The following is a 26,615-nucleotide window of genomic DNA, read 5'->3' on the forward strand; positions in this document are numbered from 1 at the left end:
GCGCATACCTCGTCGAACGCCTCGCGGTAGACGGGGAACGTGTCGTACAGTCCGCGTCCCATGCCGACTCGTTGGGAGCCCTGGCCGGTGAACAGCACAGCCAGCCGTCCACGCCGCACCGATCCGGAGTGCACGCCGACCGCCGTCTCGCCCCGCGCCACCGCGCTCAGGCCCGCCAGCGCCTCGTCCCGGTCACCGGCGACCACCACCGCCCGCTCCGGCAACCCGGCCCGGCTCGCGGCCAGCGCGCCGCCCACTGCGGTGAGGTCCAGTTCGGGTCGCTGGCCCAGGTGGGACAGCAGTCGCTGTGCCTGCGCGCGCAGGGCGTCCTTGCCCCGTGCGGAGAGGGGGAGGAGCGTCAGGCCGCCGTCCGGGCGTGCCGTCGTGACCGGCGCTTCACCGGCCTCCGCGGCCTGTTCCAGGATGAGGTGGGCGTTGGTGCCGCTGACGCCGAATGCGGAGACGCCGGCCCGGCGTGGACGGTCGGTGTGCGGCCATTCCCGTTCCTGCGTGAGCAGTTCCACTGCGCCGGTGGACCAGTCGACCTGCGGGGTGGGGGTGTCGACGTGCAGGGTGCGCGGCAGGATGCCGTGCTGGAGGGCCAGTACCGTTTTGATGACGCCCGCGACGCCCGCGGCGGCCTGGGCGTGTCCGATGTTGGACTTCAACGATCCGAGCAGCAGTGGGCGTTCGCGGTTCTGGCCGTAGGTGGCCAGTATCGCCTGGGCCTCGATGGGGTCGCCCAGTGCCGTGCCCGTGCCGTGTGCCTCCACCGCGTCCACCTCACCCGGCGTCAGCCCGGCCTCCGCCAGCGCCCGCCGGATCACCCGCTGCTGGGAAGGGCCGTTGGGGGCGGTGAGGCCGTTGGAGGCACCGTCCTGGTTGACCGCGCTGCCGCGCAGTACCGCCAGCACCCGGTGACCAAGGCGTTCGGCGTCCGACAGCCGCTCGACCAGGACTACGCCCGCACCCTCGGCCCATCCGGTGCCGTCCGCGGAGGCGGCGAAGGACTTGCAGCGGCCGTCCGCCGACAGGCCCCGCTGCCGGGAGAACTCCACGAACGCCTCGGGCCCGGCCATCACCGTCACGCCACCCGCGAGGGCCATCGTGCACTCGCCGGAGCGCAGCGCCTGGGCGGCCAGGTGCAGGGCCACCAGCGACGACGAGCACGCCGTGTCGATGGTCACCGCGGGTCCCTCGAAGCCCAGCGCGTACGACACCCGGCCCGACAGCACACTGCCCGCCCCGCCGGTCATGAGGTACCCCTCGGAACCCTCGGGGGCGGTGCGGAGGCGGCTGGTGTAGTCGTGGTTGACCATGCCGGCGAAGACACCGACTTCCTGGCCGCGCAGGGCGGTGGGATCGAGGCCGGCCCGCTCCAGCGCCTCCCAGGACGTTTCGAGGAGCAGCCGCTGCTGCGGGTCCATCGCCAGGGCCTCGCGCGGGGAGATGCCGAAGAACTCCGCGTCGAACTCGCCCGCGTCGTAGAGGAAACCGCCGCGCCGCGTGTAGCTGGTGCCGGCGTGGTCGGGGTCCGGGTCGAAGAGCGAGTCCAGGTCCCAGCCGCGGTTCGTCGGGAACTCGCCGATGCCCTCCTGACCGGCCCGCAGCAGCCGCCACAGGTCCTCCGGGTCGGCCACACCGCCCGGCAGCCGGCACGCCATGCCGACGATGGCGACCGGTTCGCCGGGATCGACCGCCCGCCGGGCCGGGCCGTCGTGTCCGGCGGTGTCGTCGCCGAGCAGCCGGGAGCGCAGGAACGACGCGAGCGCGGCCGGTGTCGGATGGTCGAAGGCGAGGGTGGTGGGCAGGTCGGCGCCGGTCAGGTCGTACAGGCGGTTGCGGAGCCGGACCGCGTTCAAGGAGTCGAAGCCGAGGTCCTGGAAGGGCCGTTCGGGGTCGATCGCCGAGGCGTCGTCGTGTCCGAGCACGGCGGCGGCGCTGGTCAGCACCAGATCCAGCGGTGTGTCGCCGACCGGTCCGGGCACCGGCCCCGGCTCGGACCCCGGTTCCGATGCGGATGAGGGTACGGGCGCCGGCTGGGACGCGGGTGCCGGGTGGGCCGTCGGGTGCGGGGCGTCCGGCCAGTACCGGCGGTGCTGGAAGGCGTAGGTGGGCAGGTCGTCGACCGTGCGGTGCGGGACCGCCGGGAGCAGGGCGGAGAAGTCGACGGGGACGCCGCGCACGTGCAGCCGGGCCAGCGCGGTGACAGCGCCGATCCGTTCGTCCTCGGCGTCACCGTGCAGCGTGGGCACGAACATCGCCGGCTCGGCGCCGGGGCCGGACGCCTCCTGGGCCATCGCGGTGAGGACGCCGCCGGGACCCAGTTCCAGGAAGGTGGTGACGTGTTGCGTGTGCAGCGCGCCGACGACGTCGTGGAAGCGGACGGTGCGGCGGACGTGCTCGACCCAGTAGTCCGGGGAGCACAGTTGCTCCGGGGTGGCCGGCTCGCCGGTGACGCCGGAGACGACGGGAATCGTCGGGAGCGAGTACGACAGCCCGGCGACCACCTCGCGGAACGCGTCGAGCATGCCGTCCATGTGCGCGGAGTGGAAGGCGTGGCTGACCCGGAGGTGCCTGGTGCGGTGGCCGCGGGCCGCGCACGCCTCGGCGACGGCCGTCACGGCGTCCCGGTCGCCGGAGACCACGACGGAGGCAGGCCCGTTGACCGCCGCGATGCCGACGGTGCCCGGCGCGTCGGCGAGCAGGGGCCGGACGACGGACTCGGGGGCGTTGAGCGCGGCCATCGCCCCGCCCGGCAGGGCCTGCATCAGCCGTCCGCGGGCCGCCAGCAGCGTCACGGCGTCCGGGAGGGACAGCACGCCCGCCACGTGCGCCGCCGTCACCTCGCCGACGGAGTGCCCGGCGAGTTGGTCGGGGCGGACGCCCCAGGACTCGTAGAGCCGGAACAGGGCGACTTCCACGGCGAACAGACCGGCCTGCGCGAACACCGTCCGCTCCAGCTCGGCCGGGTCGTCGCCGAACACCACGTCCCGGACGGACCGGGTGACGTGCCCGGCGTCCAGCAGGTGCCGGTCCAGTTCGGCACAGGCGGCGTCGAAGGCGGCGCGGAACACCGGGTAGTGCTCGTGCAGGTGGCGGCCCATGCCGGTGTACTGGCTGCCCTGGCCGGTGAAGAGCACCGCGAGCCTGCCGGGACGCGCCACCGCGCGGGCGTGCCGGGGGTGGGCGAAGGCGTCCAGACCGTCGAGCAGCGCGGTGCGTCCCGCGCCCACGACGACGGCACGGTGTTCGAACGCCGCCCGGCTGGAGAGCAGTGCGTGGGCGATGTCGGCGGGGTCGGCTTCCGGGTGCCGCCGGGCCCACTGCGCGAGCCGGTCCGCCTGCCCTGCCAGCGCCTCGGGGCTGCGGGCCGAGAGAACCCAGGGGACGACTGCGGACACGGCCGTGGGGGTGGGTGTGGCGTCTGTACTGGTGTCCGTGCTGGTGTCCGGGTCAGGTGCCTGCTCGACGATGACGTGGGCGTTGGTGCCGCTGACGCCGAACGCGGACACACCCGCCCGGCGCGGTCGCCCGGCCTCGGGCCAGGGCCGCTGCTCCGTCAGCAGTTCCACCGCGCCCGCCGACCAGTCGACCTGCGGGGTGGGTGCGTCGACGTGCAGGGTGCGCGGCAGGAGGCCGTGCCGGATGGCCATGACCGTCTTGATGACGCCGGCCACGCCCGCCGCGGCCTGCGCGTGCCCGATGTTGGACTTCACCGAGCCCAGCCACAGCGGGCGGTCCGCGGGCCGGTCCTGACCGTAGGTGGCGAGGACGGCCTGCGCCTCGATGGGGTCGCCCAACGCCGTGCCGGTGCCGTGCGCCTCGACCACGTCCACGTCGGCACCGGTCAGCCCGGCGCTGCTCAGCGCCTGCCGGATGACACGCTGCTGGGAGGGGCCGTTGGGAGCGGTGAGGCCGTTGGACGCGCCGTCCTGGTTCACCGCGCTGCCACTGACGAGGGCCAGCACCTGGTGACCGTCGCGCCGGGCGTCCGACAGCCGCTGCACGAGCAGCACGCCCACGCCCTCGGCCCACCCGGTGCCGTCCGCCGACGCGGCGAACGCCTTGCACCGGCCGTCGGACGACAGGCCCCGCTGCCTGGAGAAGTCGACGAAGGCGTCCGGCGCGGCCATCACCGTGACCCCGCCGGCCAGCGCCATCGAGCACTCGCCCGCCCGCAGCGCCTGCGCCGCCAGGTGCAGGGCCACCAGCGACGACGAGCACGCCGTGTCGATAGTCACCGCAGGCCCTTCGAGACCAAGGGTGTAGGCCACCCGGCCGGACAGCACGGCCGCGGAGATGCCGGTGATGCGGTGCCCCTCGACCTCCTCGGAGACCTCGCGCAGGCGCAGCGCGTAGTCCTGGGTGTTCATGCCGGTGAACACACCGATGTCGCGGCCCGCCAGGGTCGTCGGGTCGATGCCGGCCCGTTCGAACACCTCCCACGACGTCTCCAGGAGCAGCCGCTGCTGCGGGTCCATCGCCAGGGCCTCGCGCGGCGAGATGCCGAAGAAGCCCGCGTCGAACCCGGCGGCGTCCGTCAGGAACGCACCGTGCCGGGCGTACGACGTGCCGGGGTGGTCGGGGTCGCTGTCGTAGAGCGCGGACAGGTCCCAGCCGCGGTCGTCCGGGAAGTCGCCGACCGCGTCACCGCCCTCGCTGATCAGCCGCCAGAAGTCCTCCGGGCTCTCCACGCCACCGGGGAAGCGGCAGCTCATCGCGACAATGGCAATGGGGTCGTCGGACGTCCCGTGCGGGGTTGCGGACGGTGCCGCCCCGGCGTCGGCGTCAGCCTCCGCCAGGAGTTCCGTGAGCAGATGCCGGGTGAGGGCGGCCGGGCTCGGGTGGTCGTAGAGCAGGGTGGCGGGCAGCCGGAGTCCGGTGTCCGCGGCGAGCCGGTTGCGCAGTTCTACGGAGGTCAGCGAGTCGAAGCCCGCCGCACGGAACGCCCGGCCGGCGGCGACGGCGTCGGCGGACGGATGCCCGAGGACGTGCGCGGCCCGGTTCCTGACCAGCTCCAGCAGCGTCTCGTGCCGCTCGTCGGGCGTCAGCGGCGCCAGCCGTCGTGCGAGGTCCGTCCCGCCGGCCGCCGCCCGGCCCGCGGCCCGGCGCCGGACCGGCCGTACCAGCTCGCGCAGCAGGGGAGCGACCGGGCCGCCGTCCGGCTCGGCACGCAGCCGCCCGAGGTCGAGCCGGGCCGCCACCAGCGCCGGGACGCTGCTGCGCAGACCGGCGTCGAACAGCGCGAGGCCCGTCTCCTCGTCCAGCGCCGCCATCCCGAACCGCCGGGAGTGCTGCCGCAGGTCGGAGTCGGTGAGGTGGGCGGTCAGCTCGCTGGTGGCCGCCCAGTGGCCCCAGGCGAGCGAGGTGGCGGGCAGCCCCGCCGCCCTGCGCCGCGCGGCCAGCGCGTCCAGGAAGGCGTTGGCGGCGGCGTAGTTGGCCTGTCCGGGGTTGCCGAGGACGCCGGCGGCCGAGGAGTACAGCACGAACGCCGCGAGGCCGGTGTCCCGGGTCAGCTCGTCCAGCAGGAGCGCCGCGTCCGCCTTGGGCCGCAGGACCGCGTCCAGCCGCTCCGGGGTGAGGGCGGTGACCACGCCGTCGTCCAGTACACCGGCGGTGTGGACGACCGCGGTGAGCGGTGTCTCGCCGGGGACCGACGCCAGCAGGCCGGCCAGCGCGGCACGGTCGGTGACGTCGCAGGCGACGGTGCGCACGGTGGCGCCCAGCGCGCCGAGGTCGCGCTCCAGCTCGGGCACGCCGCCGGCACCACCACCGCGCCGGCTGACCAGCAGCAGGTGCCGTACACCGTGCTCGGCCACGAGATGCCGGGCGAGCAGGCGGCCCAGGGTGCCGGTGCCGCCGGTGATCAGAACGGTGCCGCCGGGGTTGAGCGGCTTTACGACGTTGACGGTGCTGTCGGGGTTGAGCGGCTTTGGGACGTCGACGGTGCTGTCGGGTTCGAGCGGCTGCACGGCATCGACGGTGCTGAGCGGCTTTACGGCATCGACGGTGCCGAGCGGCTGCACGGCGCCGGAGTCCGCCGCCCGCACCAGCCTCGGTACGGTGGCCCGGCCGGCGGTGAGGGCGAACTGCGGCTCCCCGGTGACGAGGGCGGCGGGCAGCAGCGCCTCGGAGGCGGCGTCCCCGTCCACGGCGGCCAGGACCAGTCGCTTCGGTGCCTCCGACTGCGCCGAGCGGACGAGCCCCCAGACCGCCGCGGTGACCGGGTCGCCGACGTTCCGCGTGACGACGACCAGCCGCGCATCCGTCACCGGCAGGGCAAGCCACGCCTGGACCCACGCCAACGCCCGCGAGGTCAGCGCTCGCAACCCCTGGGCGGTGTCCGTCAGATCCACGCGCACATCACTCCGAGCCGCCGACGCCGACAGTTCACCGGGGTCGGCGACGGCGACCAGTTGCCGCGTCGGGTCCGCCACGGCCTCGACGGCAAGAGGCACCCAGTCGACGCGGAACAACGCGTCCAGCGGGTCCACGCCGCCCTGAGCGGCCGCCGACACCAGCTCATCCGCGTCGACCTCACGCGAGACGACCGACCCGAGGCTGCCGACCGCCCGGCCGGCGGCGTCCGCGAGTTCCAGCGCCGTACCGCCACTGCCGTCCGGAGCGATACGCGCCCGCAGCGAGGTGGCCCCGGCCGCTGTCAGGGACACCGCACGGTAGGCGACGACGGACAGCGCGGAGGTGCCACCGCCGGCCCGGCCCACGGCTTCGAGCAGCGCGGGATGCAGCGCGAACCGCTCGGCCGCGTCCCGCTGCTCCTCGTCCACCTCGGCCTCGGCGAACACCTCCTCGCCCCGCCGCCACGCCGCACGCAGCCCCGGCACCGCCGCATCCACCTCGACGGGCACCGCCCCGGTCGGCGGCCACACCGACAGGTCGATGCCGGGGACGGCGTCCGGAGGGCCGGCGAGTGTGCCGGTGGCGTGCCGGGTCCAGTCGGGGGCACCCTGACGCCGAGAGCGGACGGTCAGCCGACGCCGCCCGGAGCCGTCCGCCGCGCCGACGGCCACCTGGAGCCGCACACCCGGGCCCTCCGCGAGCACGAGCGGCGTCTCGATCACCAACTCCTCGACGGCACCGCAGCCGACCTCGTCCCCGGCACGCACCGCCATCTCCAGGAACGCCGCCCCGGGCACCACCGCGACTCCGTGCACCGTGTGTTCGGCCAGCCAGGGGTGGCTGCTCGACGACAGCCGGGCGGTGAACAACACCCCGCCGTCGTCGGGTAGTTCGACCCAGGCGTCGAGCAGCGGGTGTCGGGCATCCATGAGCCCGGCGGCGGCCACGGCACCCGCCGAAGGAACGCTCCGGAGCCAGTAGTGCTGGTGTTGGAAGGGGTAGGTGGGGAGGTTCCAGGCGGGACTTTGGCCGAGGAGGGTGGTCCAGTTGATGGGGATGCCGCGGGTCCATGCGTGGCCGAAGGAGGTCAGCAGGCGCTGTGAGTTGCCTTCACCGCGGCGCAGGGTGCCGGTCACGAGGACAGGTCCCGATTCGGTCTGTTCGGTGGTGGCTTCGATGCTTGGGGTGAGGACGGGGTGGGGGCTGATTTCGATGAAGGTGGTGAAGCGTTGGGTGAGGAGGTGGTGGATGGCGGGGGTGAATTGGACGGTGTTGCGGAGGTTGCGGTACCAGTAGGTGGCGTTGAGGTGGGTGGTGTCGAGCCAGTCGGCTTCGACGGTGGAGAGGAAGGGGGTGTGTGAGGTGGTGGGGGTGATGTCTGCGAGGGTGTGGGTGAGGTGTTCTTGGATGGTTTCGACGTGGGTGGTGTGGGAGGCGTAGTCGACGTCGATGGTGCGGGTGCGGATGCCGTTCTGGTCGCAGGTGGTGGCGAGTTCGGTGAGGGCTTGTGGTTCGCCTGCGACGACGACGGATGCCGGTCCGTTGAGGGCGGCGGTCTGGATGCGGTGGTTCCAGGGGGCGGTGAGTTCTTTGGCCTGTGCTGGGGTGAGGGCGAGGGACATCATGGCGCCGTGGCCGGAGAGGTGGGTGGCGATGGCGTGGCTGCGCAGGACGACGATTTTGACGGCGTCTGCGAGGGAGAGTCCGCCGGCCACATGTGCTGCGGCGATCTCGCCCTGGGAGTGCCCGATCACCGCTGATGGCCGTACGCCTGCTGTTTCCCACATGCGGGCCAGGCTGACCATGACGGCGAAGGACACGGGCTGGATGACGTCGACTCGGTCCAGGGGGATGTGTCCGTGGATGGCGTCGAGGAGGGACCAGCCGGTCAGTTCGTCCATCACCGCCGCGCACTCGGCCAGTGCCTGGGCGAAGACGGGTGAGGTGTCGGCGAGTTCGGCGCCCATGCCTGCCCACTGTGTGCCCTGGCCGGGGAAGACGAACGCCACCCGTCCTTGCACGTCCGCCCGGCCGCCGCTGCCGGCACCTTCGGCGATGGCTTCCAGTCCGGCCAGCGCTTCGGCCCGGTCTTCGGCGATTACCACCGCACGGTCCGGCAACTCCGCCCGCCCGCTCACCAGTCCTGCGGCGATCGCGCCCAGATCCAGCTCAGGACGTGTCCGTACGAACTCGGCCAACTGCCGCGCCTGCGCCCGCAGCCCCGCTCCGCCGCGCCCCGACACCAGCAGCGGCACCACACCTTCCGGTCCGGGTACCGTGACCGGTTCCTCCGCCACTCCCTCCAGGATCACGTGGGCGTTCGTCCCACTCACACCGAAGCCCGACACCCCCACCCGCCTCGGGCGTCCCGTCTCCGGCCACTGCCGTTCCTCGGTCAGCAGTTCCACCGCACCCGCCGACCAGTCCACCTGAGGGCTGGGGGTGTCGACGTGCAAAGTGCGCGGCAGCACCCCGTGCCGCATCGCCATCACCATCTTGATGACGCCGGCCACCCCCGCAGCCGCCTGCGCATGCCCGATGTTCGACTTCAGCGAGCCCAGCCACAAGGGCTGTTCACGGTCCTGACCGTACGTCGCCAGTACCGCCTGCGCCTCAATCGGATCGCCCAGTGCCGTGCCCGTGCCGTGTGCCTCCACCGCGTCCACGTCGGCCGGGGTCAGGCCCGCGCCGGCCAGTGCCCGGCGGATGACGCGTTGCTGGGAGGGGCCGTTGGGGGCGGTGAGGCCGTTGGAGGCGCCGTCCTGGTTGACGGCGCTGGCGCGCACCACGGCCAGTACCCGGTGCCCCAGCCGTTCCGCGTCCGACAGCCGCTCCACCAGCAGCACGCCCACGCCCTCCGCCCAGCCCGTGCCGTCCGCCGCCGCGGCGAAGGACTTGCAGCGGCCGTCCGGAGCCAGGCCCCGCTGCCGGGAGAACGCCACGAACGACTCGGGTCCGGACATCACCGTCACGCCGCCGGCGAGCGCCATCGAGCACTCCCCGGCCCGCAGCGCCTGGGCGGCCAGATGCAGGGCGACCAGCGACGACGAGCACGCCGTGTCCACCGTCACCGCGGGGCCTTCGAAGCCGAGCACGTAGGACACGCGGCCCGACGCCACGCTGGCCGTCGTCCCGGTCAGGAGGTGGCCTTCGAGATCACCGGTGGCGCCGACACCGTAGTCCTGGTGCATCATTCCGGTGAAGACGCCGACGTCCTTGCCGCGCAGGGCGGTCGGGTCGATGCCGGCCCGTTCGAACGCCTCCCAGGACGTTTCCAGGAGCAGCCGCTGCTGCGGGTCCATGGCCAGGGCCTCGCGCGGGGAGATGCCGAAGAAACCCGCGTCGAAGTCGCCCGCGTCGCGCAGGAAACCGCCCTCGCGGACGTAACTGGTGCCGGGGTGGTCCGGGTCCGGGTCGAAGAGGTGGTCCAGGTCCCAGCCCCGGTCCGTCGGGAAGGGGCCGGTGCCCTCGCCGCCCGCCCGTACCAGCTCCCACAGGTCCTCCGGGGAGGCGACACCGCCCGGCAGGCGGCAGGCCATGCCCACGATGACGACGGGGTCGTCGGCCGTGCGCGGGAGCGGAGCGGGAGCGGTCGGGGCGGTGTCGCCGGACAGTTCACGGCGCAGCAGGCCGGCCAGGGCCTGCGGGGTGGGGTGGTCGAAGGCGGAGGTGGCGGGGAGCCGGAGCCCGGTGGCCTCGGTGAGGCGGTTGCGCAGTTCGACCACGGTGACCGAGGTCAGGCCCAGGTCGGTGAAGGGGCGTCCTGGCTGCACGGCCTGCCGGCCGGTCAGGCCGAGCAGGTCGGCGAGCTGGTCGCGGACCAGGTCGGTGAGGAGCCGGTCGCGGTCGGCGTCCGGAACGCCGGCGAGGCGCTCGCGCAGGGCGTTCGTGACGGCCTCGTCCGCGGTGGCGGTCCGGGCCGGCACGTCGATCAGGTCGTGCAGGAGCGGAGAGCCGGGAGCGGCGGACGGGTCGAGCTTCATCACGACGAGCTGGGCGTCGTCCACGGTGAGGGCGGTGTCCAGGGCGGCCATCGCCTGCTGCTCGGTGAGCGCACCACTCGCCGCACCACTCGCCGCACCACCCGCCGCACCACTCGCCGTGTCACCTTCGCCCTCCCAGGGGCCCCAGGCGAGGGACCGGGCCGGGACACCCTGGACGCGCAGGTTCTGGGCATAGGCGTCGAGGAAGGCGGCCGCAGCGGCCTCGGTGGTCTCGCCGGCCGCGCCCAGCAGACCCTTGGTCGAAGAGGACAGTACGAAGGCGGTGAGGGCGGCGTCGCGGGTGAGGTCGTGCAGGGTGCGGACCTCGGCGGCCACGCGGGTCTCGGACGGCTCGTCCACGGCGTCCCAGGCGTGGACGACCAGGGTCAGCGCAGAAGGCGCCTTGGCCAGCGCTCGCCTGAGTTTGGCGCGGTCGTCGAGGTCGGCCTCCGCGAGCCGGACCTCCGTGCCCTGCCGGGTGAGCCAGGCGCGCAGGCCGGCCGCTTCGGCGCCCTGCCCGGGCGGGGTGATCAGCAGCAGGCTGCGGACGCCGTGGGCGGTGGCGAGGTGGCGGGCGATCGCCGCGCCGCGCCGGGTGTCGGCTCCGGTGACGACGGCGGTGCCCGCGCGGTCGAGGACCTGATCGGGCTGCGCGACCGGGTCCGTCGCGGCGTCGAGGGTCACGCGTTCCAGCCGGGGCTGCAGGACGACACCGTCGCGGACGGCGCTCTGCGGTTCACCGGACGCCACCGCGGCGGCCAGGGCGGCCGTGACAGCGTTGTCGGTCGCGTCGGTCGCGTCGTCCGCGTCGACCGCGTCATCCAGGTCCACGACGGCGACGCGGCCGGGATGGGCGGCCTGGAGGGAGCGGACCAGGCCCCACAGCGCCGCCTGGCCGAGGTCCCGCACCGTCTCGCCCGGGTGGGTGGCCACGGCGCCGCGGGTGAGCACGACCAGCCGGGGGCCGGCCGGGTCGGCGGACCTGAGCCAGGGTTCGGCCGTACGCAGGAAGTCGTCGACGCTCGTGCCCGCGGCGGCCGGCAGCAGGGCCACGGAGGGCGTGTCGCCGGTCAGGTCGGGGCCGGCGGCCCGGAGCCGGTCGGCGAGGGCGGTGCCGGGGTCGCCGAGGAGCGTCCAGTGGCCGCCGGCCGGCGCGGGCGCGGACGGCTGGGGAACCCAGTGGACGCGGAAAAGGGTGTCGTGGTGGGCGTTGCCGACCGCGCGGAGCCGGGCGGGACCGTCCAGCAGCCGGTGCCGGGTGACCTTGCCGGTGGCCGTGCGCGGGATGCGCTCGATCTCGTACAGCTCCTCGGGAACCTTGAAGTACGAGAGCCGCTCGCGGCACAGGGCGAGCGCCTGCGCCGGATCGAAGCCGCCGGGGGCGGGGACGACGAAGGCGACCGGCACTTCGCCGAAGACGTCGTGCGGCTTGCCGGCCACGGCGGCGTCGGCGACGCCGGGGACCTGGCGCAGCACCTCCTCCACCTCACCGGGGTGGATGTTCTCCCCGGCGCGGATGATGAGTTCCTTGAGCCGTCCGGTGACGGTCAGATAGCCGGCCCGGTCGCGGACGGCGAGGTCACCGGTGTGGAACCAGCCGTCGCGCAGCGCCTCGGCGGTGGCGTCGGGCTGGTCGTGGTAGCCGGCCATGATGTTGGGGCCGCGCACCCAGACCTCGCCCTCGGTGCCGTCGGGCACGTCGAGGCCGGTGCGGTGGTCGACGACCCGCAGCGCGAGGCCCGGCACCGGCAGACCGCAGGAGCCTTCGACGCGGGCGCCGGTCGGCCAGTTGATGGCGATGGAACCGGAGGTCTCGGTGGAGCCGTAGGCGTCGATGAGGGGGGCTTCGAAGGTCTCCTCCACGGAGCGGCGCAGCGCGGCGGTGAAGACGGCGCCGCCGACCAGGCCGACCCGCAGTCGGGGCGCGGTGAAACCCGGGGCCCGCGCGGCGCGGACGAGATAGTGGTAGAGCGTGGGGACACCGGCGATGACCGTGGACCGGTCCTGTTCCCACAGGTCGAGTACGTCGTCGGCGGAGTGGCCGTCGGTGATCCGGGCGGTGGCTCCGACGGCCGTCACGGCCAGCACGCAGACGATGTGGGACAGACTGTGGAACAGCGGCAGCGGCCACAGCACCCGGTCCTCGGCGGTGAGGCCGAGCGCGGGGACGTAGGCGGCGGCGACCGACCACAGGCAGTTGCGCTGGGTGGCGAGGACGCCTTTGGGGCTGCTGGTGGTGCCGGAGGTGAAGAGCATCCAGGCGACGTCGTCGAGCCCCTGGTCGTCGCGGGCCCCGGTGGCGGGCTCGGTGGTGGCGAAGTGCTCGTAGCCGAGGCACCCGGCGGGCACGGGTCCGTCACCGTCCACCACGATCACGGTCAGCGGGCCGGTGCGGGGGGCCAGCCGGCGCACCGCGGGCACGTGGGCGGCGTCGGTGATGACGACGCGGCTGCCGCTGACGGTGAGCAGGTGCTCCAGTTCCGCGGCGGAGAGGTGCGGGTTGACCGGGACGCCGATGCCGCCGGCGCGGACGACCGCGAAGTAGCTCTCCACCGTCTCGACCCGGTTGCCGAGGAACATCGCCACCCGGTCACCGGGCAGCAGGCCCAGTCCGGCGAGGTGCCCGGCGAGGCGGCGGGTACGGGCTTCCAGACCGGCGTAGCTGACGGCGCGCCGGGCGTCGAGGTAGGCGGTCCGGTCGCCGAAGCGCCTGCTCTGTTCGGTGAGGAGTTCGTGCACCGGGCGGATCAACTCGGCACGCAGCATGCTGTGTCCACACTCCCGATTGCTGAGGTACGCGTGCCGCTGCGGCGGCTTCGGCCAGGTCCAGCTTCACCCGCGCCGGGCGTCGGGGATCCCCTGAATCACCCCCTCAACTCCCCTTACTTGTGACCCGCGGAGCTTCCCGCGCGGGGTGCGGCGGAACGCCGTTGGTAGGTTCGCCGCACTTCCGGAGGGAGGGGCCGATGCGCACGTCGCAGGCGGATGTCCTGATCGTCGGGTACGGGCCCGTGGGTCAGGTGTTGTCGGTACTGCTGGCCCAGCGGGGCCGGCGCGTGACGGTGGTCGAGCGCTGGGAAACCCCCTACACGCTGCCGCGGGCGACCAGTTTCGACGGCGAGACGGCGAGGACGCTGGCGGCACTGGGGGTGGGCGACGCGTTCGCGGAGATCGGACTGCCGGCCGACGCCTACGACTGGCGCAACGCCGACGGCGCGTCGCTGCTCCGCGTCGAGCTGGCGCGGCGCGGCGCGCACGGCTGGCCGGAGACGACGACCATGCACCAGCCCGCCCTGGAGGAGGCACTGGCCGCCCGCGCGCGGCGGCTGCCGGGGATCGAGGTGGTGCGCGGGCGCACGGTGACCGAACTGTCCGACGACGGCGACCGGGTGACGGTGACGGCGGCCGACGCGGCGGGGCGGGAGCGGCGGTGGACGGCGTCGTGGGTCGTCGGGTGCGACGGCGCGAACAGTTTCGTCCGGGAGCGGCTGGGGGTGCGGTGGAACGACCTGGGCTTCTCCTACGACTGGCTGCTGTGCGACGTGACACTGGACGTGCCGCGCGAGTTCTCGCCGCTCAACGTGCAGTTCTGCGATCCCGCGCGGCCGACCACGGCGGTGGGCAGCGGACCCGGCCGCAGGCGCTGGGAGTTCATGCGGCTGCCCGGGGAGAGCGTGGCCGAGCTGAACCGGGAGGAGACGGCGTGGCGGCTGCTGGCGCCGTTCGACGTGACCCCGGCCAACGCCACGCTGCGGCGGCACAGCGTCTACCGCTTCCAGGCGGCCTGGGCCGAACAGTGGCGGCGCGGCCGGGTGCTGCTCGCGGGGGACGCGGCCCACCTGATGCCGCCGTTCACCGGCCAGGGCATGTGCGCGGGCGTCCGGGACGTGCTGAACCTGGCGTGGAAACTGGACCTGGTGCTGAGCGGCGACGCCGGTGATGAACTGCTGGACACGTACGGCCCCGAGCGCGCCGGACATGTGCGGGAGGCGGTCGGCACGGCGGTGCGGCTGGGCAAGGTGCTCTGCGTGACCGACGCGGCCGCGGCGGCGGCCAGGGACGCCGCGCTGCTGGCGGGCGCGGACACCGGCCGGGGCGGCGGCGCCGGCGCGCCGCTGCGGACCGGGCTGCTGTACACCGGGGCCGGCGCGGAACCGGTGCCGCCGGCCGGGCAGGTGGTGCCGCAGGGCCGGGTGCGGCTGGGCGGTGTGACCGGGTACTTCGACGAGGTGGTCGGCGCCGGTCCGGTGCTGCTGGGGTCGGCCGCCCCGGCGGCGGCACTCGACGGACCGCGGCGCGCCTTCCTCACCGGGCTCGGCACCCGGATCGTGCACCTGGTGGCGGACGGGGCGCCGGACGCCGGAGCCGCGCCGGACGCCGCCGCGGACGTCGACGGCGTGTATCTGCCGCTGCTGCGGGCGGCCCGGGCGCGGTACCTGCTGGTGCGCCCGGACCACCACGTCTACGGTCCGGCCCGCACCGCGCGTGAACTGGCGGCGCTGGTCGACGCGTTCCGTTCGGGGCTGACCGGCCGGCCGGTCACAGCAGGTAGGGCAGGTCCTGGCGCCGTTTGACGTTGACCTTGCGGAAGACCCGGGTGAGGTGCTGCTCGACGGTACTGGCGGTGATGTACAGCTTGGCGGCGATCTCCCGGTTGGTGTACCCCTTGGAGGCCAGTGCCGCGATCTTGCGTTCCTGCCGGGTCAGCGCGGAGACGCCGTCGGGGCGTTCCTCGGCGTCGGCGTCGGCGGGCGCGGCCTCGGAGCCGGCCGGGTCGAGGGCGGCCTTGCGGCACAGGTGCTCGGTGCCGGTCTGCTTGGCGAGGTGCCAGGCGCGGTGGGCCACCCGGCGGGCGTTGCGCTGGTCGCCGGCGTCCCGGAAGGCGGCGCTGAGGTCGATGAGGGCGCGGGTGAGTTCGTAGTCGTCGCCGCTCTCCTTGAGCATGTCGACGGCCTCGGTGAGCAGTTGCGGGCGGCGGGTGACCCGGCTCACCGCGGCCAGGGTACGCAGGCTCATCCCCCGTTCCCGGGACGGGCCGGGGAGCAGCCGGGCGAGCTGTTCGCGCACCAGGCGTTTGGCCTGTTCCTGGTCGTTCTGCGCGAGCCAGGCCGCGGCCGCGCTGAGGCGCCAGGGAACCATGTCGGCACCGGGCCTGCCCCAGGTCTCGGCGAAGCGGCCGCAGGCGAGGAAGTCGGCGAGCGCGGCCTGCGGATGGTGGGTGGCGAGCCGGAAGTGGCCGCGGGCGTGCAGGTAGGCGGCGCCGTGGCGGCTGTGCAGGGCGTGTTCGGGCAGCGGCAGCGCCACGTACTTCTCGGCCGCCGCCAGCTCCCCGGAGCGGGTGGCGGCCAGGATGGCGCAGGCCAGCACGCCGGCGAGGCCGACCCCCCAGCCCTGCGGCGGGACCAGGGACAGGGCGTCGGCGGCCAGGTCCCGGGCGCGGGTGAGGTCGCCGCGCCGCAGGTGGGCCTCGACGCGCACGGCGAGGAACCGGGCCTGCGAGGCGACGGCGTGGTGGGCGGCGGTCTCGGCCTCCAGTTTCTCGCACCAGGCGACCACCTCGTCCAGCCGGCCCGCGTGGCAGAGGCCGCGCAGCGCGAGCACCCCGGACTCCACGTTCCACAGCGAGTCGTGGTCGAGGTGGTAGGTGCTCAGCAGGAGTTCGGCGCGTTGGACCAGCTGGTTGTCGCGCCCGTCGACGTAGTCGTCGGACAGGGCGACCGCGGAGGGCAGCCACGGGTCGTGGCAGGGGACGGCCGCGGGGGTGGCCGCGGCGACGGAGTGGGCGAGCCTGCGCAGGCCGGTGTGGAGGGGGTAGGCCATCGCCGCCCAGCTGGTCAGGGAGCGGATGTCCTCGGTGCCGGGGCCGGGCCCGGCGTCCTGCCGGTACCGGGTGCGCAGCACGTCGAGCAGGGCGGTCAGGTCGCCCAGGGCGCCGGTGTCGGCGAGCCCGAGGACGAGGTCGGAGACGCCCCGCCGGTCCAGGTGGCCGGCATGGAAGTCGTCGAGCTGGGGGCGGAGGTGGCGGACGGCCGCCTGCGGCTTCGACTGCCGTTCCAGGCGGCTGAGCCGGGTCCGGACGCGGGCGGCGGTGGTGCCGTCGGTCCGGGTGCGCCGGGCGAGGCCGAGACAGCTGAGGGCGGTGCCGACGTCACCGGCCGCCAGTGCCTCCTGGGCGGCGGTGAGCAGTACGTCGATGCCGTCGTCGATGCCCGCGTCCCCGGCGCTGGTGAGCTGCCGGGCGACCGTGAGCGCGGCGGCGCCGTTCTCCCGCAGCAGTTCCGCGGCGGCGTGGTGCAGCGCGGTCCGGTCGGCGGCGGGCAGGTTGTCCAGGACGGCGGCGGCACCGGCCGGATGCCGGAACGCGTACCGCTCGGCGCGCGCCGGTGCCGCGGCCCGGGCCGCCGGCCCCGGGAAACCGGTGCCGGGCAGTCCCGCGTGGGCGCTCGGCCCGTGCGCGTCGGCGCGCAGCAGGCCCGCGTCGGCCAGGGCCCGCAGGGCCCACCGGGTGGTCTTGATGTCCTGCCCGGCCAACGGGGCCAGGTCGGCCGGCTCCGGGGCGCCGCCGAGCACCGCGAGGGCGCGGACCACGGCCGGTATCGGCGGCCGGGCGTGCGCCACGAGGTCCAGGAGCGCCTGCCCGTACCCGTCCGGGTGACCGGTGCCGCCCGCCTGCTGATCGACGATCAGCGCACGTACGGCCAGCGGGTTGCCGCCGCTGACGGCGTACAGGTCGGCGGTGAGCCGGGGGGTGGCGGTGCGCGGTCCGAGCAGCCGGGTGGCGAGGCTGTGCACGGCGGTGCGGCTGAGCGGGGCCAGGGGGACGCGGTGGACGTGCGGGCTCGGTGCGAGCCCGCCGAGCAGCGGTGAGCGCGGCCGGCGCATGGTCGGGTCGTCGGTGACCAGCACCAGGATGCGGGTGGAGTGCAGCCAGGCCACGACGCCCGCGAGGAAGTGCAAGGAGGGGGCGTCCACGTAGTGCGCGTTGTCGACACAGATCACCAGGGGGGTGTTTTCGGCCAAGTGGGCCATTTCCACGGTGAGTTTCTGGAACGCGTCCGCGATCCGGGGGTCCGCGGCGTCCTGGGCGGCGGGGGCGGTGCCGCCGTGCAGGAGGGCGTGCTCGACCGCCGCGGCGAGCAGGGCACGGAACGCCTCCCGGCGGGCCGGCGGGATGGCCAGGCCGTGGGAGAGCTGGGTCAGCACGCCGAACGGCAGCGCCTCTTCGCGCAGCGACGCGGTGGCCCGCAGGACGCGCGCGGCGCCGGGGTCCAGGGCCTCGACGAACTCGTGGACCAGTCTGCTCTTGCCGCTGCCGAGCGGTCCCTCGACGACCACCAGCCGCCCTTTGCCGCCGACGGCGTCCGCCAACGACGCGCGCAGCGCGGTCAGTGCGGCGTCGCGCTCGACCAGATCACGTCGGCCGGTGACGGCGGCCGTGGAATCGCGGCATTCCAGAAAACTTAATGACATGCCAGCTCCCGACATTCCCTAGTGGTGTGCGGCCGGGCGAAGGGAACACCGCCGCTCGAACTGCTTGACGTACGGGCAGACGACAGCTGTGACGATTCACGTCACGGCGAGAATGATGGAGGAAAACACACCGGCTCTAAGAGTCAGGTAAAACCGGAGTCTTTTGCGGTGACGGTGTGTGGTCAAGGCACGGGCGGACGCCGCACCGAATGCGTGGGGGACACCGAGTGGGTGGGGGGACACCGAATGGGTGGGGGCAACTGTCGGAATCATGCATAAATCGCCGTGCACCGCAATGTCAAGCGATTGAGTCGTACGTCACGGACCGCTCCGGCTTCGCGCGCGGGCCGGGCGCGACGGGGGAACGGGGCACCCGCACCGAGTGCCCCGTTCCCCCGAAATGTCGGCATCGCGCCGAGCTGATCCGCTGTCAGACCAGTTGCACCGCTTGCTCGTAGGACAGCCGCGCCCCCCGCTCGCGGAACGCGCCCTCGGCCGGGTGGCCGATGTTCACCAGCAGGATCGACTTCCACCGGCCGTCGGGGAAGAACTCCTCGTCGACGGCGCCCGCGTTGAAGCCGCCCATGGGGCCCGCGGCCAGGCCCGCGGCCCGCACGGCCAGCACGAAGTAACCGGCCTGGAGCCTGGCGTTGAGATCCATCTGGCTCACCCGCAGGGCCTCGTTGGACTCCAGCATCGCCCGCAGCTGGGGGTTGGACGGCGCCAGGAAGGGGACATACTCCGGGAACTGGGTGTCCGCCGCCAGCACCGCGGTGACCGGGGCCGACGCGGTCTGCTCGCGGTTGGGCGGTGCCACGCCGTCCAGGAGCCGGCGCTTGCCGTCCTCGGTGCGGACGTAGAGGATGCGCAGCGGGTTGATATTCGCCGAGGTCGGCGCCCACTTGAAGAGTTCGTAGATGGCTTGCAGACGGTCGTCCCCGACCGGCTCGTCACGGAAGCCGTAGGCCGTCTTCGCCTCGGTGAACAGTAATGCCTGTCCCTCGGGGGAAAGCGCGTACAAGCTCTGGTCCACTTCGGAGACCAGGGTGCTGTCCGACATATCGAAATACTCCTTTTTCATGGTGCGCGCGGTGCCTGATTGCCTGGCACAGCGTACGCGTTCCACGAGCCCGTCCACAGGCCGAACCCGCTGTTGTTAAGGGGTATTTGTCCGCCGCCGGAAGAGAATGGCGCAAGGGCATCGGTGCGGTCTACCGCCAGGCTGATCACATGTGGCAGGCTTCGCGTATGCGCCCGCCGACGATCCGCCGCCGCGACGAGTGGACGGTCCTTTGAGGGCCGCCGTGCTGACGGAGCCCGGCGTGCTGTCCGTGACCTCCGTGCCGGACCCCGCGTGCGGTACCGGAGAGGTGCTGATCAGGATGCGCGGCACCGGCCTGTGCGGCTCCGACCTCGCGGTGTACGCGGGACGGCGGCCGCCGCCGCGCCGGCCGTGGATCCTGGGCCACGAGGGCGCCGGCCGGGTGGCCGCGATCGGTACCGGTGTCGAGGGCCTGACGGTCGGTCAGGACGTGGTCGTCGAGCCGGACTACTGCTGTCTGGCGTGCCCGCCGTGCCGGGCGGGCCGGACGTCGGCCTGTGCCGGCCGGGCCGCGGTCGGGCTGACCGTGCCGGGGCTGCTGAGCGAGTACGCGGTGGCGCCGGCGGAGTTCGTGTGGCCGGTCGCGCCGGACGTGCCGCTGGAGGACCTGGTCTGTGTGGAGCCGGCCACCGTGGCATGGGCGGCGCTGCGCCGCTCGGGCATCGCGCCCGGCCGCTCCTGCCTCGTGACCGGTGCCGGCTCGCAGGGCCTGCTGCTGTGCCGGGCACTGGTCGAGCACGGGGTGACGGTGCACGTCCAGGAGCCCAACGCGGCCCGCCTCGAACGGTCTTGCTCGCTGGGCGCGCGGCCGGCGCCGCCGGGCGGTGAGACGTTCCCGTACCTCTTCGAGACCTCCGGCGCCCCCGGCGCCGTCGAGCAGGGGTTGCGGCGCCTCGCCCCGCACGGCACCGCCGTACTGATCGGCCTCGGCACCGAGCCGCTCGAACTCTCTCCCCGTGACCTGGTGGCCGGGCAGGTCACCCTCATCGGCAGCATGGTCTACGACCACCCCGGGGACTTCGCCCGGACCGTCGGCGCGCTGCGCTCACCGTCGTCGTCCCCCCTGGGCGCGGTGGTCAGCGACGGCTACCCGCTGGACGACGTCGACCAGGCGTTCGCTGCGGCGGCCACCGCGTCCGGCAAGGTGTGGGTCGACCTCACGTAAGTGTTGTGCAAGTGTTCCCAGCGTGCTCCGTGGTTCTCCGTGGAAGGGACTTCTCAGCGACATGGCCGGACCGACCGGGCGGAACAGTGCGTGGATCCGCCGCTACCACCCCCGTCCCGACAGTGACGTCCGGCTGGTCTGCCTGCCCCACGCCGGCGGCTCCGCCTCCTTCTACCACCCGGTCTCGGCGGCGATGCCGCCCGCCGTCGACGTCCTGGCCGTGCAGTACCCGGGCCGGCAGGACCGGCGCGCCGAGCCCTGTGCGAGCAGCATCGCCGAGCTGGCCGACCAGGCGGTGGCGGAACTGCTGCCCTGGGCGGACCGGCCCCTGCTCCTCTTCGGGCACAGCCTCGGCGCGACCCTCGGCTTCGAGATCGCCCGCCGGCTGGAGAACGACCACGGCATCGTGCTGGCGGGCCTGTTCGTCTCCGCCCGGCGCGCACCGTCCCGCGTCCGGGTGGAGACCGTGCACCTGCGCGACGACCAGGGCGTCCTCGCGGAGATTCGCCGGCTGAACGGCACGGACGCCGGGCTCCTCACCGATCCGGAGGTGCAGCGGATGGTGCTGCCGGCGATCCGCGCCGACTACCGGGCCATCGAGACCTACCGGTACGAGCCGGGGCCGAAGCTGCGGTGCCCGGTGGTGTGCCTGATCGGTGACGACGATCCCAAGGTGACCCCGGACGAGGCGCGGGCCTGGGCCGAGCACACCGAAGGGCCGTTCACGCTCCGGGTCTTCGACGGCGGCCACTTCTACCTGGCGGCGCACCAGGCGCCGATCATCGCGCTGATCGCGGGGCACGCCGCGACGGCCGTACCGCCGGGCACCCCTCACCCCACGGCGCAGGGCCCGACGACGGTGTAAGGGGGGTACCCCCTGCATGGGCCCCGAGAATCTGGGGTTCCCGCGCTGACCTCGTCACTTTAGGGTGCGATACGTGGCAGACATGATCAGCGCGCTCCTCTCCGAGGACGTCACCCGGCAGGACTGGGCCGGTGTCCGGATTCCCGATTCCTTCCGCGGCATCGTCACCCGCAAGGACGAGACCGACCTCTTCGAGGGGGTGGCCTCGGTCGACAAGGACCCGCGGAAGTCGCTCCATCTGGCGGAGGTGCCGACCCCGTCGCCCGGCCCCGGTGAGGCGCTGGTGGCCGTGATGGCCTCCTCGGTCAACTACAACACCGTGTGGTCGGCCGTCTTCGAACCGCTGCCGACGTTCCGTTTCCTGGAGCGCTACGGCAGGCTCAGCGAGTCGGCCCGCCGGCACGACCTGCCCTACCACGTCCTGGGATCGGATCTGGCGGGCGTGGTGCTGCGCACCGGTCCGGGTGTCAACGCCTGGCAGCCCGGCGACGAGGTCGTCGCGCACTGCCTCAGCGTGGAACTGGAGTCCGCCGACGGCCACGGCGACACCATGCTCGACCCCGAGCAGCGGATCTGGGGCTTCGAGACCAACTTCGGCGGCCTGGCGGAGATCGCGCTGGTGAAGTCCAACCAGCTCATGCCCAAGCCCGCGCACCTGAGCTGGGAGGAGGCCGCCGCTCCCGGCCTGGTCAACTCCACCGCCTACCGCCAGCTGGTCTCCCGCAACGGCGCCCAGATGAAGCAGGGCGACAACGTCCTGGTCTGGGGGGCGAGCGGCGGCCTCGGCTCGTACGCCACGCAACTCGTCCTCGCCGGCGGCGGCACACCGGTCTGCGTGGTCTCCTCGCCGCAGAAGGCCGAGATATGCAGGAGGATGGGCGCCGAGGCCGTCATCGACCGCGACGCCGAGGACTACCGCTTCTGGCAGGACGCCCACACCCAGGACCCGAAGGAATGGAAACGGTTCGGCGGGCGCATCCGCGAGCTGACCGGCGGCGAGGACGTCGACATCGTCTTCGAGCACCCCGGCCGCGAGACCTTCGGCGCCAGCGTGTACGTCACGCGCAAAGGAGGCACCGTCGTCACCTGCGCGTCGACGTCCGGCTACGAGCACGTCTACGACAACCGGTACCTGTGGATGTCGCTGAAGCGCATCATCGGCTCGCACTTCGCCAACTACCGCGAGGCGTGGGAGGCCAACCGGCTGATCGCCAAGGGCAGGATCCACCCGACGCTCTCCAAGGTGTACTCCCTCGAAGACACCGGCCAGGCCGCCTACGACGTCCACCGCAACCTGCACCAGGGCAAGGTCGGCGTGCTGTGCCTGGCGCCCGAGGAAGGCATGGGCGTGCGCGACGAGGAGACGCGGGCCCGGCACATCGAGGCCATCAACCGCTTCCGGGCCCCGGAAGGCCCGCCGCCCGCCGGAGTGGGAGCCCAGGCAGGAAGCCGTCCCGTCTGACCGGAGCGACGTTCCTCACAACCACCGGACGAGGGTGTCGGTGTAAGGTCGAGGGCGCCCTTGACCTGCACAAAGCAGGCAGGGAGCCGTCTTCGAGGAGTCCAAAGTGCTGCGTACTCTGTTCAAGTCCAAGATCTAGCATTTGGGTGTTTTTGCAGGTCAGAGGCTTGATGGCCCCGCTGAGGTTCAGCAAACGGTCAGCATCGGGCGCGGGAGCGTCCCAGCTTGCTGACCAGGCGGCTGCCATGACGGGTGACCTCGACAGGTCCCTGGCGACCCTCCGCGTGACCTGCTGCGTCATGATCACCCGCCCCTGTGGGCGGGCTGCCCGGGTCTAGAGGGCAGCCGATTGCCGCGCCACCTGGGGGCCTGTGCTGGTAGGCGATGATGCGCTAAGCGCGCCCTGCTTGAGATGGCCGATGGAAGGGCGGGCGCCCGACCCTTACGTAGGACAGGCACCCCCGTATCCGCCATGCCGCCGCCTCTCAGCAGCGATACTGGATGCATGGACACGACGCTCACCGCCCCCCGTGCCGAGGCGCTGCGGGACCGCTACCGCAGCCGGCTTCCCGAGCGCTTGCAGGAACTGACCGGCCCCGTCGAGGGCGACGTGGATCTGCCGCTCCACATCGTCTGGTCCGGGCGGACGAGCTACAGCCTGGACCGTCCGAAGTCCCGCATGACTCTCTACCGGACCGTCCTCGCCGAAGGACTGCGCGAGGACCTGGTGACCCTCCTGCACCACCGGCTGCTCGCCGAGCAGTGGCCCGTGCTGCGGCGCTTGATCAGTCCCTACATCCGCGAGGTCTGGGAGGACGCCTTCCCCGAGCTGCTCCGCTGTGCTCCGGCCGACACGACCGCCGCGTGAAGCTCACTCCGCTCCACGAGCGTCTCCTCTCCGACATCCTCGACCTCGGCTCCCCCTACCCTCTGGTCCTCACCGGCGGATACGCCGTGCAGGCCCACGGCTTGGTCGAACGCTTCAGTCGTGACCTCGACGTTGCCACCGAGAACCCCGCTCCGATGCAGGAGATCGTTGCCTCCCTCACAGCCGGCCTCAGCGCGCGCGGATGGCGGACCACGCATGTCCAGACCGATCCGCTCAGCGGCCGGTTCCTCGTCACTGATCCGGACACCGCCGAGGAGTGCGAGGTCGATGTCCTCAAGGAGGCGTTCTGGGCTCCGCCTGCCCAGACCCCCTACGGCCCAGTTCTTTCCCTCGACGACGTGATCGGCACCAAGGTCCGTGCCCTCGCTGACCGGGGCACCGTCCGCGACCTCATCGATGTCCAGGCTGCCTCCCGCCACCGCTCCACCGCCGACCTCGAATCCCTGGGCCGCCGTCGCGCCCACGACGAGTTCAGCCTCGAAGAACTCCGGGACCGGCTCATCGGCGCGGACTGGTACGAGGACGAGGACTACACGGCCTACGGGCTCACCTCCCGGCAGATCGAGGAACTCAAGGCGTGGGCGCTGGAGTGGGCGGAGGACCTGGGTGCGCGGATCCATGACGAGAACGCCTGATAGGCGGTCATCGCGGCCATCCCTTCTACCACCGTTGCAACCAGAGGATGCGGTGTGGCCAGCAGGTTCCAACCCGGATTCGTCCACGGTGGGTGGCTGCCCCGCACGACGGATGTGCATGGCGGCCGCGCGATACCACTCCCAGGTCCAGTCCGGGATTCAACGGTGGAACGCGGTAACGGCCACCTTGCAGAATTGGTCGGAAGGCTTCCGGCTGGATCCGCTGCCGTCCTTCGGGGCGGGTGAGCAAGACCATGCTCCGCATCGCCCGCGCCTACACCGTCACCGCGAGTCGAGGCCCACGCTGCTGGCCGTCATGTGATTTCGTCGTCCGCCCAGAGGCCGTCTGGACGGAACTGTCGTCTCAGCGGTGCGTCAGCGAGACGAGCACGCGCAGGGTTCCTCGTTCTGCCCCGGCAACAGCCGCCGGGCGAAGACAGAGCCGTCGGCGTGGACGGAGACCGGACCGCCCCAGTCCTCGTCGATGGTGAGGCGGTGGCGGCGGTGGCGGCTCGCGTGGACGAGGGCGCGGTACTGCTCGATGTCGCTCCTGGCGGAGAGTCGGAAGACCCCCTCGTCCACACCGGAGAACGCCTCGACGCGGGGGCCGTTGAGGCGGAAGACGTGGTCGGTGCCGACGTACTCGTTGCCGAAGAGGGTGTGGGCGGCGTCCTGGACGCTCGTGCTGGCCGCGTGTTCGAGACCGGTGTAGCGTTTGCGGCCCTGCCGGTCGGTCAGGTGGCGGGCGGTGGCGTGGCCGGAGCCGGTGAGGGTCATGAGGCCCGCCGCGGTGGTGTGGGCCAGGGACTAAGAACTCCTAACGGAATGAGCGCCTGGCTAGTTTGATGGTGGCGGAAGGTGCGAGCCTGCAGGATGTGCCGTGTTGGCTGAAGGAGGGCGGGGGTAGCACCGTGGATCTGATCCACCTCTCGGATGGTGACAATCGCTTCCGAGTACGGGTGCTGGGCCGTCGCATGCCAGGGGTGCTGCCGCTCCACGATGTTCTTGATGCGGAGGTACTCATCGAGAGCGGTTTTGTGAGCGGTCGCCTGGCACTGTCGTTGTTCCCCAAGGATCTGGCCAGTTGGTCAGAGGCTCTGGATACGCTTGCCTTAGGCGGCGACGTCTGCTGGACAGACGACGACCGCAGCCCTGAGATCCAGTTTCAGGCGCTCAATGAAGAGCACGGTACGGCTGCGGTGCGCATCGAGGACGCGACCGGCTCTGGTGCGTCTGTGTTCCTGCCCCTGTGTCTCGAAGAGGGCTGGCCCAACGATCAACGGAGGCTGCTCGAGCAGGTGCGGGAGGAGTGGCCGAGCGAAGTTCTTCAGACTTCACCCGGTGCCTATGAGTGGCGGCGCTGAACTGCTGCCAGTCGGCGCCAGCAGATGAGCGCGCATCCGAGGGTGAGGAAGGCTTGGTGGATATCGTCGCGTATCTCCCAGCGGATCCGCAGGCGGCGGAACCAGTGAAGGTGGGCGAACGCGCGCTCCACGACCCAGCGTTGGGTGCCCAGGCCGGAGCCGTGCTCGATGCCGCGGCGTGCGATAAGCGGCTTCACACCAAGGTCCCAGACGAGGCGGCGGTACTTGTCGTGGTCGTAGCCACGGTCACCCAGCACCACCTTCGGGCGGCGCCGGGGCCGGCCGCGCTTGCCGCGCACGGGCGGCACAGCCTGGAGCAGCGGGATTAGCTGCGTGACGTCGTTGCGGTTTCCGCCGGTCAGGGTGGCGGCAAGGGGGATTCCGGTGGCATCGGTGATCAGGTGATGCTTGCTGCCCGTCCTGCCCCGGTCGACAGGGCTTCGTCCGGTCTTGGAGCCCCCTTTAACGCCCGGATGTGGGAGCCGTCGACGGCTGCCCGAGAGAAGTCCAGGGCGTTCGCGCTGCGGAGCTCGGCGAGGAGGACCTCGTGGAGCCGGGGCCACACCCCGGCCTCTGTCCATTCGGCCAGGCGGCGCCAGCAGGTCATACCCGAGCCGAAGCCGAGTTCCTGCGGCAGGTGTTCCCAGGAGATCCCGGTGTGCAGGACGAACAGGATGCCCGAAACACCAGCCGGTCCGGATGCCGCTTGCGACCTGGGTGCCGGGTCCGACGTTCGACCTTGGGCAGCAGCGGCTCGATCACCGCCCACAGCCCGTCGTCGACTTCCCATGGCTTCGGACGAGTCACCCCGCACCCCCAGATCATCGGCCTCGGAGTGATCCAACCACCTCGAAGATCATTTCGTTAGGAGTTCTAACAGCGCATCATCACCGCCGTGCGACAGGCCACCGGACCGATCATGGCCCGCGAGGTCGGCGAGGTAGTGGGGGTGCACATCAGCGTGAAGGCCAAGCTGGAACCGCTCCGCAGCAAGCTGGTCAGACTCGTCGACCGCGGCTGGCTGCGGAAACTACCCGACGGCCGGTTCACCACCCGCCTGTGACCGGGCGCACCGCGGCCGAGCGTCGACCGGCTGATGGCCGAAGGAGCCGTGTTCCGTGAACCGGAGCGATGCCGTGCTCGACAGGGCGGTGGTGTGCGTGCTTACGTCGTCCGTGTGTGCAGAGTGGTCTCCCGCTTACCTGAGAGATCATCAGGTAAGCCGGCATCCGGTCAGCATGAGTCCCCGCGCGTTCCGGGACGGTCGCCCCAACAGGCGCCGGTGCGAAGGAAAACCCCAGGCGGGAAGCCGTCCAG

Annotated in this window: 12 protein-coding genes and 1 pseudogene; 8 read left to right on the forward strand and 5 right to left on the reverse strand. The window is 72.7% G+C overall.

Going from position 1 to position 26,615, the window contains the following annotated elements; translation table 11 throughout:
- The coding region (locus tag AB0G32_RS32035; RefSeq protein WP_361171311.1) for an SDR family NAD(P)-dependent oxidoreductase at positions 1-13,112 on the reverse strand (13,112 nt) is incomplete at its 3' end.
- A 200-nt stretch (positions 13,113-13,312) separates the two neighbouring features.
- On the opposite strand from AB0G32_RS32035, the gene AB0G32_RS32040 reads away from it, so the two are divergent.
- Positions 13,313-14,920: a bifunctional 3-(3-hydroxy-phenyl)propionate/3-hydroxycinnamic acid hydroxylase gene (locus tag AB0G32_RS32040; protein ID WP_361171314.1), complete on the forward strand. Its 1,608-nt coding sequence runs from the start codon at positions 13,313-13,315 to the stop codon at positions 14,918-14,920.
- Here AB0G32_RS32040 and AB0G32_RS32045 read toward each other — a convergent pair.
- Together AB0G32_RS32045 and AB0G32_RS32050 are read right to left on the reverse strand one after the other, a co-directional pair.
- Complete coding sequence (locus tag AB0G32_RS32045; protein WP_361171317.1) at positions 14,886-17,816, reverse strand: AAA family ATPase; 2,931 nt, start codon at positions 17,814-17,816, stop codon at positions 14,886-14,888. The genes AB0G32_RS32040 and AB0G32_RS32045 overlap by 35 nt on opposite strands.
- A 430-nt stretch (positions 17,817-18,246) precedes the next feature.
- Entirely contained in the window at positions 18,247-18,876 is a 630-nt protein-coding gene (locus AB0G32_RS32050; protein WP_361171320.1) for a malonic semialdehyde reductase, read from the reverse strand.
- A 262-nt stretch (positions 18,877-19,138) separates the two neighbouring features.
- Between AB0G32_RS32050 and AB0G32_RS32055 the strand changes: the two genes are divergently transcribed.
- The 5 genes from AB0G32_RS32055 (at position 19,139) to AB0G32_RS32075 (ending at position 23,934) form a co-directional block, all read left to right on the forward strand.
- The gene (locus tag AB0G32_RS32055; protein WP_361171323.1) at positions 19,139-20,083 is read left to right on the forward strand and encodes an alcohol dehydrogenase catalytic domain-containing protein; all 945 of its coding nucleotides are present in this window, start codon (positions 19,139-19,141) and stop codon (positions 20,081-20,083) included.
- Positions 20,084-20,144: 61 nt separating this feature from the next.
- Positions 20,145-20,948, forward strand: a complete 804-nt coding sequence (locus AB0G32_RS32060) for an alpha/beta fold hydrolase (protein ID WP_361171326.1) — start codon at positions 20,145-20,147, stop codon at positions 20,946-20,948.
- Between the two features lie 73 nt (positions 20,949-21,021).
- Positions 21,022-22,410 (forward strand): crotonyl-CoA carboxylase/reductase, encoded by a 1,389-nt coding sequence (ccrA, locus tag AB0G32_RS32065; protein ID WP_361171329.1) that lies wholly within the window; start codon positions 21,022-21,024, stop codon positions 22,408-22,410.
- Between the two features lie 505 nt (positions 22,411-22,915).
- Positions 22,916-23,278 (forward strand): hypothetical protein, encoded by a 363-nt coding sequence (locus tag AB0G32_RS32070; RefSeq protein ID WP_361171332.1) that lies wholly within the window; start codon positions 22,916-22,918, stop codon positions 23,276-23,278.
- Complete coding sequence (locus AB0G32_RS32075; RefSeq protein WP_361171335.1) at positions 23,275-23,934, forward strand: nucleotidyl transferase AbiEii/AbiGii toxin family protein; 660 nt, start codon at positions 23,275-23,277, stop codon at positions 23,932-23,934. The genes AB0G32_RS32070 and AB0G32_RS32075 overlap by 4 nt, the downstream gene beginning before the upstream one ends.
- A gap of 375 nt (positions 23,935-24,309) precedes the next feature.
- Here AB0G32_RS32075 and AB0G32_RS32080 read toward each other — a convergent pair whose 3' ends face one another.
- Positions 24,310-24,711: a hypothetical protein gene (locus AB0G32_RS32080; RefSeq protein WP_361171338.1), complete on the reverse strand. Its 402-nt coding sequence runs from the start codon at positions 24,709-24,711 to the stop codon at positions 24,310-24,312.
- 134 nt (positions 24,712-24,845) lie between these two features.
- On the opposite strand from AB0G32_RS32080, the gene AB0G32_RS32085 reads away from it, so the two are divergent.
- Positions 24,846-25,298 (forward strand): DUF5959 family protein, encoded by a 453-nt coding sequence (locus tag AB0G32_RS32085; RefSeq protein WP_361171341.1) that lies wholly within the window; start codon positions 24,846-24,848, stop codon positions 25,296-25,298.
- On the opposite strand, the pseudogene AB0G32_RS32090 reads toward AB0G32_RS32085, so the two are convergent.
- Positions 25,280-26,123: pseudogene (locus AB0G32_RS32090) on the reverse strand (IS5 family transposase). The gene AB0G32_RS32085 and the pseudogene AB0G32_RS32090 overlap by 19 nt on opposite strands.
- Positions 26,124-26,193: 70 nt before the next feature.
- Between AB0G32_RS32090 and AB0G32_RS32095 the strand changes: the two are divergent.
- A complete protein-coding gene (locus tag AB0G32_RS32095; protein ID WP_361171344.1) occupies positions 26,194-26,361 on the forward strand; it encodes a hypothetical protein in 168 nt (55 codons plus the stop codon).
- The last annotated feature ends 254 nt before the right edge of the window (positions 26,362-26,615 follow it).

Origin of the sequence: Streptomyces sp. NPDC023723 (assembly GCF_040639815.1) — a bacterium.
In the GTDB taxonomy this organism is placed as follows: Bacteria; Actinomycetota; Actinomycetes; order Streptomycetales; family Streptomycetaceae; genus Streptomyces.